Here is a 17,279-nt window from a genome sequence, read left to right as displayed (position 1 = left end):
AATTAAAACTGATTGATGAAACGCAAGTCATTTTCGTAGAATAAACGCATGTCGTTAATGTTATATTTCAGCATAGCAACGCGTTCCACACCGATACCAAACGCGTAACCTGTATACTTCTTCACATCATACCCTACGGCTTTAAACACGTTAGGATGAACCATACCTGCACCCAGTATTTCAACGTACCCTGAGTATTTACAAACATTACACCCAGGCCCTTTACAAAACGGGCAGGTCATATCAACTTCCGCACCGGGTTCTACAAACGGAAAATAACTCGGACGAAACCGCGCTTTAGTATTGTCACCAAAAAATGTTTTAATAAATGCCGTAAGCACGCCTTTCAACTGTGCGAATGTAATCTTCTCTCCTACGGCTAATCCTTCTACCTGATGAAACACAGTTGAATGCGAAGCATCAATTTCATCATGACGGTAAACACGTCCCGGACAAATCACGCGTAGAGGCGGGATTGAATTTTTCATCACCCGTATCTGCACAGGGCTTGTATGTGTACGTAAAAGATGCGCAGGACGGGTTAACGGGTCAACACATTTATCTTTCTCCGTAAAACTATGAACATAAAACGTATCCTGCATATCCCTGGCGGGATGGGTTGAAGGAATGTTCAGTGCTTCAAAATTATGGTATTCATCTTCAATCTCCGGCCCGTCAGCAACGTTGAACCCCAGGTACTTGAATACATCAATCATTTTATTAACAGTTTTCGTAAGCACATGTTCATGCCCGTGCGGTAAATCTTTTCCAGGTAGTGTATAATCAGCTTGTATTCTTCCACCGGCAATATTACTGCTTCCCCCAGAATCAAGCTCTACCTTTCTTTTTTTCCACCCGTCTTCAAGTTTCAGTTTAAGCTCATTAATATTTTTCCCGGCAGCCGGCCTATCCTCATTAGGCACAACTCCTAGTTGCTGAAACAACTGCGCGACCGCGCCTTGCCGGCTGAGATACTTATTTTTTATACGTTCAAGTGTTTCTAAATTCTGAGTATCCGTTATTTCACGTTCAGCTTCAACCGCTGTTTTTTCAATAATCTCCAGAAGTTCGGTTAATGTCATTTATTAATCCCTAACAGTTTTTCAAGATGTTTTTTTGCAAGTTTATGTTTTCTGTTTAATGCCAAAACATTATCATAACAATCCTGTGCGCGGGCAGTGTTACCAATCATTTCATAACATAATCCTAAATTATATAATACATCTTCGTTCCCCGGGCTTTTTGCATTAATATCCTCAAAACACTTCACTGCCTCGTCATACTTTTGATTAATAAAATAAAACTTCCCAAGCTCCAACGCGTCAGTAAGGCTAGTACTTCCACCCTTTTTTTGATTTCCATCTTGTTTAACCATAAACAACACCTGTACAACTCCTAACTTCCTATAAATGCTTAAATTTATTCATATCCTCATCACGCCCGAGGATTATAAGAATATCACCTGCCATAAGTTCACTATCCGGCTGTGGCGCAATAATCAGATCTTCCTTAAAATCCGTCTCCCCATCTTCAAGGACAACCGGCATCTTACGCCGGAGCCCGATTACATGCAAATTAAACCTCGCACGGATATCAGCTTCCTTAATAGTTTTACCCTTTAACATTTGAGGCAACAATATTTCGGTAATATTATATTCCGGCGATAATTCTATTTGTTCAATAATATTAGGAGAGACCAGGCTCTCAGCCAACCGTTCAGCCATTTCCTTCTCCGGAAACACAATGCGGTCCGCTCCGACTTTTGACAATAACTGCGCGTGCATGGGATTAACCCCGCGGACTATTAAGTTCCGCACACCCATTTCTTTCAATAACAAAGTAATAAAAATACTTGCCTCAACATTTTCGCCGATGGATACTATCACGGTTTCAAAATCCGTTATACCCAGCTCATTCAACGTTTTTTGGTCCGCTGCATCAGCTTGCACAGCCTGGTTTATCTCATTAGCAATATTTTTTACGTTATCTTCATTCACATCAATCCCCAAAACCTGGCATCCAAGCTTGGTCAACGCACGTGAAATATTTGCGCCAAAACTCCCTAACCCGATCACTACATAATTCTTTTGTTTTTTTGCCATATTAATTATTACCCTACATTCACCTGTTCTTCCGGATATTTTATCTTTGACGGTTGCATAGTTAACATTGCAAACCCTATTGTCATAAATCCAACCCTACCGATAAACATTGTCAATATGATTACTATTTTACTAAATTCTGACAGTAAAGAACAAAAACTTAACGCACTATTTTGAGGATTACCCACCGACAATCCCACTGTACCAAACGCCGAGATAACTTCAAATACTACATTTAACAAACTATGATCATCAGCAATATTGATAAATACTACAGCAAAGATACACCAAAGGATTGATATTACAAAAATAATTAATGCGTTCATCACCGTTATATCCGGTATACGGCGATCACGTATGTTAACTTCCTTTTTTCCACGGAAAACATTTAGCAACGTATAAACAATCACCGTAAATGTAACCGTCTTAATACCCCCGCCGGTACTGCTGGGTGATGCGCCGATAAACATTAATCCCATCAATACAACCAAACTGGTAGTTGTCATTGCACCTATATTAACTGTATTAAACCCTGCTGTACGCGCTGTAACACTCTGGAATAACGACGTCAGGGCTAACCCAAACGAATCCTTGGGAATATCCGTATTTTGATTAAACGCTTCAGCATAAAAAATCAGTACCGTACCTATAAGCACAAGCGCAATAGTGGACACTACCACTATTTTTGTTTGTAATGACACCCTTTGCTGTTTTTTAAGGTATATCAACTCGTAGAGTACAGGGAACCCTATACCACCTATAATTATAAGAACGATTATTCCGAAATTAACTATGAGATCACGCTGGCAATTTAATAGGTTTGTAGAATATAAACTAAACCCTGCATTACAAAAAGCTGCTACTGCATGAAAAACACTGTAGTAAATACCTTTAAGAAAACCATGTTTAGGAATAAAACTTACCGCAAGCACAGCCGAACCGATTAACTCAATAATAATTGTAGACTTTACAACGAATAATACAAAACTAAAAATGTTTTCAAAATTACTTTTTTGTAGCGCATCTTTTAAAGCCAGCCTATTCACAATAGAAATCTGTTGCCGGAACAACATGAATATTAATGTTGAGATTGTCATATACCCCAACCCGCCAAGCTGTATCAACAACAAAACGACAATTTGGCCAAATAAGGTAAGGTTTTCCCCGATATCAACCACCACAAGGCCGGTGACGCATACCGCGGATGTAGAAGTAAACAACGCATCAATAAAACTGAACTTAAAACCATTTTTTGCAGCGAAAGGCAAAAATAGCGCTAAGGTACCAACAAGAATTAATCCCACAAACCCTATTGATATAACCTGCGTTGCTGTTAACTTAAACTTTTGGCTAAAAGCCATTTATGCTTTTTTTAACGCGGGTTTAACAGCTTCAACAACCTTTGCAAACGCTTCCATATCATTCACTGCGAGTTCAGACAATATTTTGCGGTCAAGGCCGATCTTACTTTTATTCAACCCGTCAATAAACTGGCTGTAGTTCAACCCAAAAGACCTTACTGCAGTGTTTATGCGTATAGTCCACAAACTCCGGAAGTCCGCTTTCTTATCTTTTCTCCCGGCAAAAGCATAAGCCATTGACTTATAAACCTGCTCTTTTGCTGCTTCAAACTTTTTACTTTTGCCGTATCTATACCCTTTAGCTTGTTTGAATAACCTTTTTTTCCGTGCATGCGACTCTTTACCGCTACTTACCCTAACCATTTGTTTATCTCCTAATCATACCGTTTTTTCTATAACTACCAAAACACTATTTAATTTAGATCCATATTACTTACGCGTATGGCAATAACCGGTGTATACGTTTCGTTTCTGTCTCACCCAATACGTTTAACTTACGGTTATGCCGCATACGTTTTGACGATTTCCCTGTCAATAAATGCCGGGTACCGTTTTTTTTGTATTTAACTTTACCTGTACCGGTCATTTTAAACCTTTTTTTTGCGCCGCTATGTGATTTCATTTTACCCATTTTTCTAATACCTTTTATCCCTTTCTTTTATACTACAACTTTAGACTTTGGCGTCAATAGCATCCCAATCGGCCCGTCGATACCATAAAAATTTTCGTTCTCAATATTTGCCACTTCAGCTGTCTGGTCCTTCACTTTCTGCAATAACGCCTGTCCTAAATCCTTATGCTGTCGTTCACGTCCCCATAACTGTATGGTAACCTTAACTTTATTTCTTTCTCCAAGAAATGCTTTTATATGGTTAAGCTTTGTCTCAAAATCATGCGGCCCGATTCTGGGACGAAAACGTATTTCCTTAACCTCTCCGCCCTGCTGTTTTTTCTGTTGCTGCTTGATCTTCTTTTGTTGTTCGTAACAGTATTTACTATACTCAATAACCCTGCAAACCGGCGGGTTTGCATTTGGTGAAATCTCTACAAGATCCACCCCTTGCTGTTTTGCAAGGTCTATTGCCTGTTGTATCGGTATGACACCGACCTGTTTTCCATCAATATCAATTACCCTAACCTCTGGGACACGAATCTGGGTATTAACCCGTGCTCTTACAATAATAATACTCCTGTTCCTCCTCTATTTCTTAGTTTTTATTAGCTCAGTAACCTGAGCCGTAAAACTTGACAAGTCCATACTGCCAAGATCACCTTTTTTATGCTGACGCACACTTAACACCTTATTTTCAACTTCACGTTTACCCAGTACTATGGTAAACGGCACTTTTTGTAGTTCTGCTTCCCTTATCTTTAACCCGATCTTTTCATTCCGCAGATCCAACTTCGCACGGATACCGTTTGATTTCAATACATCACACACCTGTTTTGCATACTCATCCTGTTTATCCGTTATTGTTGCGATAAGCACTTGCACAGGTGATAACCACACAGGGAACGCGCCGGCGTAGTGTTCAATTAACACTCCAAAGAACCGTTCAAGCGAACCCATCAACGCGCGGTGTATCATAATAACAGTTTCATCCTTACCCTCGTTGTTGCGGTAGGTAACATTAAACCTCTCCGGTAAGTTAAAATCCACCTGTATTGTTGAACACTGCCACGTACGGTTTAAACAATCCTTAATTTTGATATCAATCTTTGGGCCGTAGAACACACCCGCTCCGGGATCTATCTGGTATGTTAACCCAATTTTTTCCAGTGCAGTTTTCAACGCATTTTCTGCGCGGGACCAGTTTTCAGTACTACCTACTGAATTAGGCGGCCGTGTAGAAATATACACTTCATAATTCTCAAACCCAAATGTTTTGAGGATATACACCACAAAATTTAATGCGTTAACCACTTCATCTTCTATCTGGTCTAAACGGCAAAAAATATGCGCATCATCCTGGGTAAACCCGCGTACCCGCATTAACCCGTGCAGCACACCGGACCGTTCATACCGGTACACCGTCCCAAGCTCACACCACCTGAACGGCAATTCGCGGTAACTTCTTAACGCTGATTTATAAACCAGTATATGAAACGGGCAGTTCATTGGCTTAATTTCATAATCCTGCTTATCAATTTCCATAGGAGAGTACATATTCTCCCGGTAAAAATCCCAATGCCCCGAAATCTGCCAAAGATCAATTTTTGCTATATGCGGCGTAAATAATATATCATACCCGTTCTTCAGATGTTCTTCTCTCCAGAAATCTTCTATAGTTTTACGTATTAACGCTCCTTTAGGATGCCAGAAGATAAGCCCCGGCCCTGCCTCTTCATAGATACCAAACAGGTCAAGGTCACGCCCTAGCTTGCGATGATCCCGCAGTTTAGCTTCTTCCAGAAGTTTCAGATAATCCTCAAGTTCCTGCTTTGTAAAGAACGCAGTAGCATATATACGCTGCAATTGTTCACGTTTCTCATCCCCGCGCCAGTACGCACCTGCTACGGATAAAAGCTTAAAATACTTAATTTCACCGGTAGTATTCATATGCGGCCCGCGGCAGAGATCGGTAAACTTTCCCTGCGTGTACATAGACACAGTTGCATCCGGGATACCGTCTATCAGTTCAACCTTATACTTCTCCCCGAGTTCAGCAAACATCTTAATAGCTTCAGGTTTCCCGATTTCTGTGCGTACAAATACAGTGTTTTCATTAACAATCTCGCGCATACGCTGTTCAATTTTACCAAAATCCTCAACGGTAAACGCACTGCCGCCGGAACGTTCAAAATCGTAATAAAACCCGTCATCAATCGATGGGCCGATTGCAAGCTTAGTTCCCGGGAACAGTTCTTGCACAGCTTGTGCCATTATATGACTAGCGGAATGACGGAGAGTACTCAACTCTTCACGCGAATGCATTTTCTCTACAACTTCCATATTTTCTCAATTTTTTTCTATTACTTCAAATTTCTGTCTGTATATATTGTTACTAATAAAAACAAACTTGGGCGGTACAGGACTTGAACCTGTGACCCCTACCATGTCAAGGTAGTACTCTAGCCAACTGAGCTAACCGCCCATAAACTTATATTGTCTTTAAGGCGTGGGCCGGATTCGAACCGGCGAATCGGAGTTTTGCAGACTCCTCCCTTGCCACTTGGGTACCACGCCAAAATGCGTTTATGAAAACAAAAATTAGCGGGGGACGGGGTTCGAACCCGCGACCTTCTGCTTGGCAAGCAGACATTCTACCACTGAACTACCCCCGCATACGCATTTCACCCGTACGCTATAAACATTTATAATATTTTACTATGTCCAAAGTCTTTCTGTCAATAATATACAAAAGACCCTATGCGCCATACTTCCCGAGTTTGAGAGCATTCGCCAAAGCCACCGGCATTACCTCACACGCATGCATTCTCCCGAGACTGCCATGCATACACTCGCGTTCAGTAAACTTCTGCACATCATTTATTGGCGTGAACTTTGACCAGATAAGCGCAGGTACGTGATGCCACGAATGCCCTTTCATCACAGCCGGGGTTGAATGATCACCGGTAAATACTATAGTATCAAACCCTAACCCTCTGATTTCAGGTATATACTTATCAATCTCTTCTATCATCTTAACTTTCCCGTCGAAATTACCATCTTCCCCCATCGCATCAGTTTTCTTTATATGCAAATAAAAGAAATCAAATTTACTCATATTATCTTTTACGGTACGTATTTCATCCGCTAACGTTTCACCTGTGGACAGGATCTCCATCCCAACCAATTGCGCTAACCCGCGGTACATTGGATACGTCGCAACTGCCGCAGGGGTTAATTTATACAATTTCCCCATTGACGGTATATCCGGATACTTAGCAAACCCGCGTAACAACGGATAATTTGCCGGAACCTCATCCTTAAGTAATTCCTTAACTCTATCGATGAACTTATTTATAACAATTTCACTTTTTTTCGACCCATTATCAATCGCCTTCACTGCTAACGGTGCGCGATGTTCTTTCTGCGGATCATTTTCAGTAAGGTTAAACTCCAAACCATCCCCTGTGAATACCACGACAAACCTATGCTCTTTTCCGGACTTAATCAAAACTTTTACACCGTCAATCTCAGTAATATTTTTTTGAAGAAACGAACACAACTCCTTATTCTTATCAGTTGGTATCCGTCCCGCACGGCGGTCAACAATTTCATTTATTGATTTATCATATGTAGCAAAATTCGCGCGGCACGCCAAATCGTTGCAAGTAAGCTTAATCCCCGACCCCAGCGCTTCCAATACCCCGCGCCCGATTTCGTATTTTGTAGGATCATAACCAAACAAGGATAAATGCGCAGGCCCGCTTCCCGGCGTAATACCCGGATAAATAGGAGTTGTCACCCCACAAGCAGACTCACGCGCTAAAGAATCAAGGTTAGGATGTTTCGCAGTCTCCAGTTCAGATAATCCTGTCTCAGGCAACGCCATCCCACCCAACCCGTCAGCAACTACAAGTAATACTTTACTATCAGTCCTTATGACCACCGATGAAACTAAATTTATCAACGTTTTTTCCACAAAAATTATTCTCCTATTACTCAATTTTGAATCTTAAAAAACTGGGCAGGAAGGGACTTGAACCCATACCCCTTTCGGGACACGCCCCTCAAACGTGCGCGTATGCCAATTCCGCCACCTGCCCGTTATATATAGTAATTATGTGAAGGCTCAACATTATAATAACAACTTTACTTTGCAGTATTCCCTTGTTGCGGCGCTGCCGGTACTGTATTACCTGACGGTACAGAGATTGGATTTTCACCGGGCTGCTGTTGCTGCGCCGGCTGTGCTACAGGTTGCTGTACCGCAATCCCGTCAGTAACCGACCTTGTGGACTTAGACGGAACGACTGTCAATAATAACGACGTAACAGCGAATGCCACAGCTACTCCTATAGTAATCCTTTTTAGCAACACATTACCTGACCCGCCGGAAAGGATCATATCGCTTGTACTGCTTACAAGCCCCGCTAAACTCGACCCTTTACTCGACTGTATTAACACTATCAACATTAACAATATGCTGATGATCACATGCAAGACTACAAGAATTGGATACATATACAGTTTTTTTCCTTAACTTTCTTAACCTATTTATTTTGTAACGCTGCAATCCCCGGCAGCTCTTTACCTTCGAGAAATTCCAATGACGCACCACCGCCGGTAGAAATATGAGACATTTTATCCGCCACACCGGCCTGAACTACAGCCGAAGCCGTATCCCCTCCTCCGATAATAGTTATTGCGCCTTTACCGGTAATCCCCGCCAATATTTTTGCAATTGAAAACGTTCCATTCGCGAACTTATCAATCTCAAACACTCCAAGCGGGCCATTCCAGCATACAGTCTTCGCTTTGGCAAGATGTTCGCCATAAAGTTTAACAGTCATCGGGCCGATATCCAACCCTTTCCATCCGGCAGGAATATCCATACCCGATGTATTCATAGTTTCAGCTTCAGCACTAACATCCTTCGCAACAACATGATCTATCGGCAATAACAAATGCACACGCTTGGCAGTTGCCTGCTCAACAATCTTCTTTGCAAGGTCAACTTTATCATTCTCAACAAGCGAATCACCGGTATTAACCCCTTTTGCTTTAAGCAGTGTATATGCCATTGCCCCGCCGATAACCAGTGCATCAACTTTGGCTAGTAAGTTTGTTATAACTTCAATTTTATCAGAAACCTTCGCTCCGCCAAGAATTGCGTAGAACGGCCTTACTGGCGCTTCTAACGCTTTACCAAGATACTCAATCTCTTTTTGTACAAGAAAACCGGCAACTGCAGGCAAGTACTTAGTTACACCTTCTGTTGATGCATGTGCACGATGTACGGTACCGAACGCATCCTGGACAAAAACTTCAGCTAAACTCGCGAGTTCTTTCGCAAAATTTTCATCATTCTCTTCTTCTTCCGCGTGAAACCTCAAGTTTTCAAGCAATAACACTTCACTACTGTTCAACGCAGCAGCTGCGCTCTTCGCAGCATCGCCGACACAATCCTCTGCAAACTTAACATCTTTTCCCAGGAGTTCACTTAACCGTTTGACTACTGGCCGTAAACTATATTTTGGATCAACCTTCCCTTTCGGGCGTCCAAGATGCGCGCAGAGAATTACCTTACACTGCTTTTCAATCAAATACTTTACCGTCGGGATAGTACCAACTATACGGGTATCATCGGATATATTACCGTTCTCATCCAACGGCACATTATAATCCACCCGTGCCAAAACTTTTTTCCCGGCAAGATCGATATCAGTAATACTCTTCTTTGCCATGCTTAGATACCCTTCTTTATCATATGCTTAATAAGATCAACAACACGGTTGGAATATCCCCATTCATTATCGTACCATGACACAACTTTGAAGAACCGTTTTTCGCCTTTCAGATTATTCTGTAACGTTGCTAATGAATCATAAATTGATGAACGTTCATCATGAATAAAATCAGTTGACACAACTTCTTCATCCGCAACGCCAAGGATACCTTTGAGATACGACTGTGACGCTTTTTTAAGCAACGCATCGATTTCTTCAATTGAAGAATCCTTAGTTGAACGGAACACCAGGTCAACAACTGAAACATCGGCAGTAGGAACGCGGAATGACATCCCTGTAAGCTTACCCTTAACTACAGGAAGAACTTCACCCACCGCTTTTGCCGCACCAGTTGTTGACGGAATAATATTCAACGCCGCTGCACGCCCGCCGCGCCAATCCTTCTTTGACGGCCCGTCCACGGTTTTCTGTGTAGCAGTATAAGAATGAATAGTTGTCATCAAACCGGTCTCAATCCCAATACCTTCTTTAAGAATAACATGCACAACCGGAGCAAGGCAGTTAGTCGTACAAGACGCGTTTGATACAATATTATGTTTTGCAGGATCATACTCTTCATGATTAACTCCAACGAGTAAAGTCTTTACATCCCCTTTTCCGGGAGCGCTGAGCACAACCTTTTTCGCACCCGCTGCTAAATGCCCTTTTGCCTTCTCAGAATCCGTGAATAACCCGGTAGACTCAATCACGAGCTCCACCCCAAGTTCCTTCCACGGCAACTGCGCAGGTTCTTTAGTCGCGGCAACGCATTTAATCTTATGTCCGTTCACAACAAGGACATCATCTTCTGCAATATCAGCCTTACTCTTCTCACAACCAACCGTACCTTTGAACTTTCCATGCACAGAATCATATTTCATCTGATACGAAAAATATTTAGCGTCAGTGCTCACATCCACCACTGCAACGACATCAATTTCTTTCCCAAGAACACCTTTTTCAACCATTGCGTTCAATACTAATCTACCAATTCTTCCAAAACCGTTAATCCCTACTTTTACTCCCATAACACCTTTACTCCTCCTCTTTCCTTATTAAAGTTAATTATACTACTTTGAAAACTCCAACTTAATACCACTACATGAAAGCATTAATTATATAACAATATTATTAAAAGTCAACAAAAATACAACCATAAAACACATTAAACATTGTTACTCCCCATGCGCTACGGTAATTCCATACACCGCCTTAGCTCCGCCAATACTATTAACCGCCTTAGCACACTGGTTGATAGTAGTTGAAGTGGTACATACATCATCAATTATTACCACGACTTTACCCCTGAAATATCCGGTTCTAACAGTAAACGCGTCCTCCAAGTTCTTAATCCTCTCCTCGCGGGTCAACCCCACCTGACTCCGGGTAAGGCGTGAACGCCGCACTTTTCCTTTAACAACCTTCACATTAACGAGTTTTCCGATTTCTTTTGCCAGTACTTCAGTCTGGTTATACCCCCGCCGCAGGTAATTCCATAAATACAGCGGTACCGGTATCAACGCATCAACTTTATCCCAATCATACCCATCCCTTAATTGCTTCACGACATAGCCGGCAAGCACAGAACCTAGATAATCCTTCCCGCTATACTTAAAATCATGAATCAACCGTTTAAGCACACCATCATACACCCCCGCCGCACGGATATAATCCACCCATCTTTTCTCATGTACATTCCTGCAGAACACGCAATAAGTTTCACCCGGTTTTTCTAACGGCTTCCCACAAAAACGGCAGTAACTCGACGATACAGGAACAATATTTTCATAACATGTTCCACATAACAATTTATTGTAATTACAATTTCTATTCAACACCTTTTTGCAGATAACACAACACGGCGGCAAAAAAAAGTCAATTATTTCACCCAGCATAAACCCTCACCCCTCAAGCACATTCACTCACTTAATCACAAACCAATTTCGACCTAGAACCTTAACGTAACCCGTCCCGACAGATTTGCTTCGAACCTGCTTTCATTATTTTCCGGTAACTTATCTGGTTGCCGGTCCCAGAAATGGCTTGCACCCATCCCGAGCACTACCTGAAGATACCGTGAAGTTTCAAACCTTGTATCCGCGGAAAAAGATAATGTATCACTATTATTACTCGCAGTTTTTATGGAATCCACACGCGCATATTTAATCCCGGAATTAATCGTAATCCTATTCCCCGCGGGTATCGGCTGTTTAATAAACGGCAATTTAAACTCCTGGGGTAATGTTATATCATAACTCGACCCGATATCAAAACTCAAATTTTGCGTATCCGCACTAAGATTTTTATTTTCCGGTTTTCCGTTATAAGTATTCTCTGAACGATACCCGAAATTCGGCCTCAACTGAAAATCCTTAAATATACGGAAAGACACTTGAGTTGACAAATTATACGACTGCCTGGTAGACTTCAATACAAACGCACCTTTTTGCGGGTCATACGTGTTTTCTATCACCTCATTGACACTGGCACTGATATTAGGGACAAACCGTTCAAGAATCCTTATATTCCAGTTAGTAGAATAATTATCTTCCAAATTAAACGAACTTTTTTCGCGTTCCGTTTCTTTATGCGCTAAATTAAAACTGGTATCCTGGAACTGCACATATTTTTCTACAAACAACATATCCTCAATCCCGCGGATACTAAACGAATAATTCGGCCAGTTAAGGCTTTCTTCCGCAATATTCTGCACATTATCCATCTTACGCGACTGCGAGTAATTACCGTTAAAAGTAAGTGTTTGCAACGGTTTCAACCGTTTATGCATTGTTTTATAATCCCCAAACGGCGTCCACCCTCCGCCAAGCGTAATATTATTATTCTCAATTGACGTTTTAGGATTAATTCCTTTCACCCCATTTTCAGTATTAGGCAAAATATCAACTCTTCCCTGAGTAACATATGGCACAGCTTCATATGAATCATTAAAATCATAACTCACTGCAGAATTGAACCTCATCATACTTAACGGCTTAAAAAACTTAAGTGTCCCCTGTGATACCGTCCAGCTAAGCGAAGTTGTCATATTCCGGTTGAGAGACTTATACGCCGTATTATTCACGTTTAATGTATCACTGATTTCATTCTTAAAATTAGCGGTAGGGTTAAACCATTTAAAGAACCCCAGGCGCGTATTAAACTCGAGCAGTTCACTCTGTGATTTATTAATCCCAACCTCCGTCATTGTCGTCGTAGAAAATGCCACACGCCGGGTTTCATTTGACTTAGTATACCTTGGCTCAAGAGTAAACCCAGGCCAGAACTCAAAACTCATATTAGCATCGTATGATTCTCTTTGGTCAATGTAATCAAACAACCCATCCTTTTCCTGCTGGAACATATCCAAACGTTTCCAGAACTCATCCCACGCCTGCTCTGGCACCTGCGACATCAACTCTCTCTGACTTTTTGTTTCAAGCGTATCATCCGCCCAGTCTTTTGTCCGTTGATAACTTCCCGCTATCCTTGACGGAATCGGGCGCAACATAACATATTTAGTAGGTAAAATATCAAACTTTGCGAAAGGCACTTCATAATTAATCCGGCTGCTGATATCCTCATGATTTTCAATCCTAAACGTACTCGTTGAGAACCCATAATATTCGCGTACTTCCTTACCGTAATTAACATTCAACGCCGGTACTTTAGGAAAGATAAGCCCTGTTGATAACGACCCTCTTTTTGTACTCACCGCACCCTGATCCTGCTGACGGCTGAATTCATTCTGTGCGGAATTATCCACTCTCCTCTGATCCCAGGTAGCACTGAAATTCATCGGGATTGACGGTAATTTAACGAACCCCACATCCAACGTATACTGATCAATTGCAATATTATCAAGCGTTGTCTGTGCAAGGCTGCGGAAGGTAGGCTCAATTTTTTTATACCCCATACTTGCATTGACCCACTCCGGGATAATCATGTCACTCCTGAGCTTCCACGCAGCTCCGGGTTCCGCGCGTACTTCATCAAGGTACATATCATTCACCCACACTTCCCCAACTGCCTTATTAACTTCGGTGAGAGCTGAAGTATTAACCACCCCAACGCGTATCATCTGTACCGCTTTGATTGACGGCGACCCAACCACGACGTCAAACCCATCGGGTATACCATCACTGTTTTGGTCATACAACGACAACTGTTCCAACCGCCATTCCTTAGTCAACCCGTCAAGCTGTACCCTGCGTTCAAAATACGCGGTATCATTACCCACCTGGAAAATAAACATCTCAGGAACATTAGCAGTCTCCGTCCTGGGAAACATAAAGAACGACAATTTTTTGTATTTTGAGATATCAACCGGCTGCGTAAAATCTATCCGCGTAGTACCTGTAGACCCTGCGTGAAGAGAATACACAAGCGACATAGCCTGTTCTCTTCTCCAATTATTCTGCGTAGTTAATCCCGTGGCAGTAGTATCCTGCTGGTCAATCCTGTACAATTCCTTATACCGCTCGTCATAAATTAACGGGATATACTCAAGATTATCCTCATTATTCAACGCGGTCAGAGTAAGCGTCCCTCCGTTAACTCCATACACCGCTGTATTTCTCCACTTATTTCCCACCAACGCGATATACGCGATTTTTATACGTTTATACACCTGATTCTCGGTACTACCACCCCGCAATGTCAACCTCATCTGTTTAATAGCCGCCCATGCGGTTTTATCCGTGATGTTTAAGTCAACCTTTAACATCTTCCACCCAAACCAGTCAATCTTATTATGCACAACCCCATCCTCGTCGATAAATGAAGCAAATACCTGCCCAGTATCATTATCGGTATCAAGCACGCGGTCCTTATCCAGGTCTTCGGTATCAATTTTTCCATTACCCGCACCGATATCAGAAACTGATTCCTTATAATTATACTTCCACCCGACATCCTCCCCGGGGTTTAACAACCCGTCAAAGTTCAGGTCTTCAGTATCCAACTCGCCATCGCCATCCGCGTCTTCACTTATCCCGCCGTATCTTATACTAAACTCAGTCCCGCTATTATCTCCCCATATCCATAATTCCATACTCTGTTTTGTAGAATAATCCGTCCCGGTATTTGATACAGGCTGTACGATTGACACTTCACCCGTACTGTTCACCATGCCATAGTTGAAGGTAAGAATTGTCCTGCGTTCATTCAACCTCTGGTTATCCGCCTGGTTGTAATAATCAGGATTAATATTTTTTAATTCCTCTTCTTCATTATTAAGAATCCCGATAGTATCAATTACCTTGCGGTCACCATCCTGTTTTTCTTTCCCATAAAAACTTACCGGCATATCAGACGCCACACCCGTTGGCCCTATCGCGGGAAGCCACGATTCCTTTACCATACCAACAGAATCCACTTGCTTAATCCCTTCCATAGACTCAATCAACGCCTTACCGTACGTATTCGGCGTGATATCACTCCCCGCAAGCTCACCGGAGAACGACATCTGAACCGGTAAAAGCGGTACCTTAAGGTTTAGCAGGTTCATATCCACTTCTCTCACCATAACACTCCGCGGCGCTGACCGCACATCCGGCAGCTGCGTGGAAGACGGCGTTCCCTGATACAACGCACTCCCGCCGATATTAAAATTCTGGTTTGGCCGCCACTCCAACCTCCCGCCGGCGAGTGACTCACCTGACGACCCAATAAACGGCGCCTGTTCATAACTTATCTCAATAACACTATTCCCAAGAATTTTATCATCCCTCAAAAAATCTATGTACCCGGAATCGTAATCAATAAAATAATCTTCTTTACTTAACGCCCTACCGTCAACAATGATGCGTTCCGATTGAGGGACAATATTGGGTTCAAGATTTATGCGTTTTAATAAGTAAGTATATTCTATATACGCCGTATATGTAGGCATACGCTGTGACTTTGTTGCAACATACGCGTTTTCAAGAAATGGATGTAAACTCTTAAAACTGAACACCCCGGCATCAAAATCTATATCAACATCCGCAGGATATTTCGGGGTAACCTGCGTATCACTCACCTGCCCAACTTCATCTGTCTGTCCCGGCATTGTTATCTTAAAAACAAAATTACCTCTACCATCATCACGTATGATCTTAGGCTGTTTTAAACGGTAATAATTCCGGTATTCTCTTCTATACCCCAACTCCGCCTGGTTAGAGATCGGCATATCATTCGTTGTCTTTAAAATTTTTAACCGCCCGGGCGTACCTACGGACGTGCTTAACCATTTAACCGTTCCATCGGTATCAGTATACTGATAATCAATTGCCAGTACCCAGCTTTCTTCAAGATAACGACGGAAAATAATCAAGTTTTTTTCATGGTCAATCGTATAATCCACCCCGGGCGATAACGGATTAAAATATCCGGTATACGTGGAAGTATTTATATCATAATCCTCAACTACAAACGATTCACCGATTTCCTTTGTATTATTATCACTGTTCAGGTCATCACGGTATATACGTTCAGTCCCGCGTATAATTTTCCCTACCTGTGAAGGGAACGCGAACTGAAAATACTTATTTTCGATATAATCAATATCCCGTATCCACTCCTTCGCAACCTCTTTATTACCCTGAAACTTTTTTACTTTCGGCGTACCTTTAGTCTGTGAACCTACAACATCAAATTTAAAACCGTATTTTTGCCCGGCAACTTTGATACCAAAAACGTTTTTTGTAGGTACAGCCAGTAATTCAGACGGTATGGATAATGTTACGTCACCGAACATAGCATCCTGAACTACCTCACCGGGTGAACCTTTATAAACAACAGAAATATCCTGTTTCGCTCCGGCAGTACCGTCGTTATAATCAACGTTTACATCAACCTTTTCCCCAACCTTACCGTTAATACGTATCCTCAACGCCTGGTCCATATCCGGCGGCTGCAACCCCTGATTACGTTCTGTTTTACCTTTTTCGCTGGTATATTGTTTGTACTTAAGATTCATCCCGATATCTTTTTGCCCGTCAACAGATAAAGCGGACTCATACGGCAGTGTCCACGATATCCCGGTTTGCCCTGGTTGTTGTACTAACTGCGGGAGAGACGGCCGGTCACCGGGAGATAACGCATCTGCCGTACCACTTGACGATAATACCCTTAACGGGTTAAAAATCCCTTTTTCCTTGTCGGACCTTACATTATTCCACTCATCCTGAGAGAACTCAATCTCGGGAGAAGTATCCTCTTCCTGCTCAAATAAATCATACCCGGAAACAGGGTTAACCCAAAACAATATTTGAAATAACAACAACAATTTAATCAGTTTCACATAACTCTCCATACAATAAACCTTAAATTATACTTAATTTATACATCTGCATATATAAATAGTTAAAATGAACATTTATTATTGCAACACCTTTTTTGTGATATCACATCATATAGTTTTGTATAATACACAACCATA

At 41.9% G+C, this 17,279-nt stretch carries 14 protein-coding genes and 4 tRNA genes; all 18 read right to left on the bottom strand.

Annotation, left to right across the window (positions count from 1 at the left end; genetic code table 11):
- Positions 1-2 precede the first annotated feature (2 nt).
- A complete protein-coding gene (gene pheS / locus WC955_01985) occupies positions 3-1,082 on the bottom strand; it encodes a phenylalanine--tRNA ligase subunit alpha (protein ID MFA5857813.1) in 1,080 nt (359 codons plus the stop codon).
- A complete protein-coding gene (locus WC955_01980) occupies positions 1,079-1,375 on the bottom strand; it encodes a tetratricopeptide repeat protein (protein ID MFA5857812.1) in 297 nt (98 codons plus the stop codon). Before WC955_01980 ends, pheS begins: the two co-directional genes overlap by 4 nt.
- 28 nt (positions 1,376-1,403) lie before the next feature.
- Positions 1,404-2,102 (bottom strand): TrkA family potassium uptake protein, encoded by a 699-nt coding sequence (locus WC955_01975; protein ID MFA5857811.1) that lies wholly within the window; start codon positions 2,100-2,102, stop codon positions 1,404-1,406.
- Positions 2,103-2,110: 8 nt separating this feature from the next.
- On the bottom strand, positions 2,111-3,463 hold the full coding sequence (locus tag WC955_01970) for a TrkH family potassium uptake protein (protein ID MFA5857810.1): 1,353 nt from the start codon (positions 3,461-3,463) through the stop codon (positions 2,111-2,113).
- Positions 3,464-3,826, bottom strand: a complete 363-nt coding sequence (rplT, locus tag WC955_01965) for a 50S ribosomal protein L20 (GenBank protein MFA5857809.1) — start codon at positions 3,824-3,826, stop codon at positions 3,464-3,466. It lies immediately after the preceding gene.
- 70 nt (positions 3,827-3,896) lie between these two features.
- A complete protein-coding gene (rpmI, locus tag WC955_01960) occupies positions 3,897-4,094 on the bottom strand; it encodes a 50S ribosomal protein L35 (protein MFA5857808.1) in 198 nt (65 codons plus the stop codon).
- Positions 4,095-4,121: 27 nt separating this feature from the next.
- Complete coding sequence (infC, locus tag WC955_01955) at positions 4,122-4,643, bottom strand: translation initiation factor IF-3 (GenBank protein MFA5857807.1); 522 nt, start codon at positions 4,641-4,643, stop codon at positions 4,122-4,124.
- Positions 4,644-4,664: 21 nt separating this feature from the next.
- On the bottom strand, positions 4,665-6,416 hold the full coding sequence (gene thrS, locus WC955_01950; protein MFA5857806.1) for a threonine--tRNA ligase: 1,752 nt from the start codon (positions 6,414-6,416) through the stop codon (positions 4,665-4,667).
- A 68-nt stretch (positions 6,417-6,484) separates the two neighbouring features.
- Positions 6,485-6,558: transfer RNA gene (locus WC955_01945), tRNA-Val, on the bottom strand.
- 20 nt (positions 6,559-6,578) lie between these two features.
- Positions 6,579-6,650 (bottom strand) — tRNA-Cys (locus WC955_01940).
- A gap of 26 nt (positions 6,651-6,676) precedes the next feature.
- A tRNA-Gly gene (locus WC955_01935) sits at positions 6,677-6,748 on the bottom strand.
- Between the two features lie 83 nt (positions 6,749-6,831).
- Complete coding sequence (locus tag WC955_01930) at positions 6,832-8,040, bottom strand: 2,3-bisphosphoglycerate-independent phosphoglycerate mutase (protein ID MFA5857805.1); 1,209 nt, start codon at positions 8,038-8,040, stop codon at positions 6,832-6,834.
- Positions 8,041-8,094: 54 nt separating this feature from the next.
- Positions 8,095-8,176, bottom strand: a tRNA-Leu gene (locus WC955_01925).
- Between the two features lie 46 nt (positions 8,177-8,222).
- Positions 8,223-8,594 carry a preprotein translocase subunit SecG gene (gene secG, locus WC955_01920; GenBank protein ID MFA5857804.1) on the bottom strand — a complete coding sequence of 124 codons (372 nt, stop codon included), beginning with the start codon at positions 8,592-8,594 and terminating at the stop codon, positions 8,223-8,225.
- A 29-nt stretch (positions 8,595-8,623) separates the two neighbouring features.
- Entirely contained in the window at positions 8,624-9,817 is a 1,194-nt protein-coding gene (locus tag WC955_01915; GenBank protein ID MFA5857803.1) for a phosphoglycerate kinase, read from the bottom strand.
- Between the two features lie 2 nt (positions 9,818-9,819).
- Positions 9,820-10,887 carry a type I glyceraldehyde-3-phosphate dehydrogenase gene (gene gap / locus WC955_01910; GenBank protein ID MFA5857802.1) on the bottom strand — a complete coding sequence of 356 codons (1,068 nt, stop codon included), beginning with the start codon at positions 10,885-10,887 and terminating at the stop codon, positions 9,820-9,822.
- Positions 10,888-11,034: 147 nt separating this feature from the next.
- Positions 11,035-11,754: a ComF family protein gene (locus WC955_01905; GenBank protein MFA5857801.1), complete on the bottom strand. Its 720-nt coding sequence runs from the start codon at positions 11,752-11,754 to the stop codon at positions 11,035-11,037.
- A 53-nt stretch (positions 11,755-11,807) separates the two neighbouring features.
- Positions 11,808-17,141 carry a hypothetical protein gene (locus WC955_01900; GenBank protein ID MFA5857800.1) on the bottom strand — a complete coding sequence of 1,778 codons (5,334 nt, stop codon included), beginning with the start codon at positions 17,139-17,141 and terminating at the stop codon, positions 11,808-11,810.
- Positions 17,142-17,279 lie beyond the last annotated feature (138 nt).

The organism is Elusimicrobiota bacterium, assembly GCA_041658405.1.
In the GTDB taxonomy this organism is placed as follows: domain Bacteria; phylum Elusimicrobiota; class UBA5214; order JBBAAG01; family JBBAAG01; genus JBBAAG01.
The sequence above is the reverse complement of the archived record's forward strand: the minus strand, read 5'-3'. Positions and strand labels throughout refer to the sequence as shown.

What these genes read in the sequence shown, in the direction of transcription:
- pheS (MFA5857813.1), bottom strand. Translation starts at nt 1,082, where the DNA reads ATGACATTAACCGAACTTCTGGAGATTATTGAAAAAACAGCGGTTGAA.
- WC955_01980 (MFA5857812.1), bottom strand. Translation starts at nt 1,375, where the DNA reads ATGGTTAAACAAGATGGAAATCAAAAAAAGGGTGGAAGTACTAGCCTT.
- WC955_01975 (MFA5857811.1), bottom strand. Translation starts at nt 2,102, where the DNA reads ATGGCAAAAAAACAAAAGAATTATGTAGTGATCGGGTTAGGGAGTTTT.
- WC955_01970 (MFA5857810.1), bottom strand. Translation starts at nt 3,463, where the DNA reads ATGGCTTTTAGCCAAAAGTTTAAGTTAACAGCAACGCAGGTTATATCA.
- rplT (MFA5857809.1), bottom strand. Translation starts at nt 3,826, where the DNA reads ATGGTTAGGGTAAGTAGCGGTAAAGAGTCGCATGCACGGAAAAAAAGG.
- rpmI (MFA5857808.1), bottom strand. Translation starts at nt 4,094, where the DNA reads ATGGGTAAAATGAAATCACATAGCGGCGCAAAAAAAAGGTTTAAAATG.
- thrS (MFA5857806.1), bottom strand. Translation starts at nt 6,416, where the DNA reads ATGGAAGTTGTAGAGAAAATGCATTCGCGTGAAGAGTTGAGTACTCTC.
- secG (MFA5857804.1), bottom strand. Translation starts at nt 8,594, where the DNA reads ATGTATCCAATTCTTGTAGTCTTGCATGTGATCATCAGCATATTGTTA.
- WC955_01915 (MFA5857803.1), bottom strand. Translation starts at nt 9,817, where the DNA reads ATGGCAAAGAAGAGTATTACTGATATCGATCTTGCCGGGAAAAAAGTT.
- gap (MFA5857802.1), bottom strand. Translation starts at nt 10,887, where the DNA reads ATGGGAGTAAAAGTAGGGATTAACGGTTTTGGAAGAATTGGTAGATTA.
- WC955_01905 (MFA5857801.1), bottom strand. Translation starts at nt 11,754, where the DNA reads ATGCTGGGTGAAATAATTGACTTTTTTTTGCCGCCGTGTTGTGTTATC.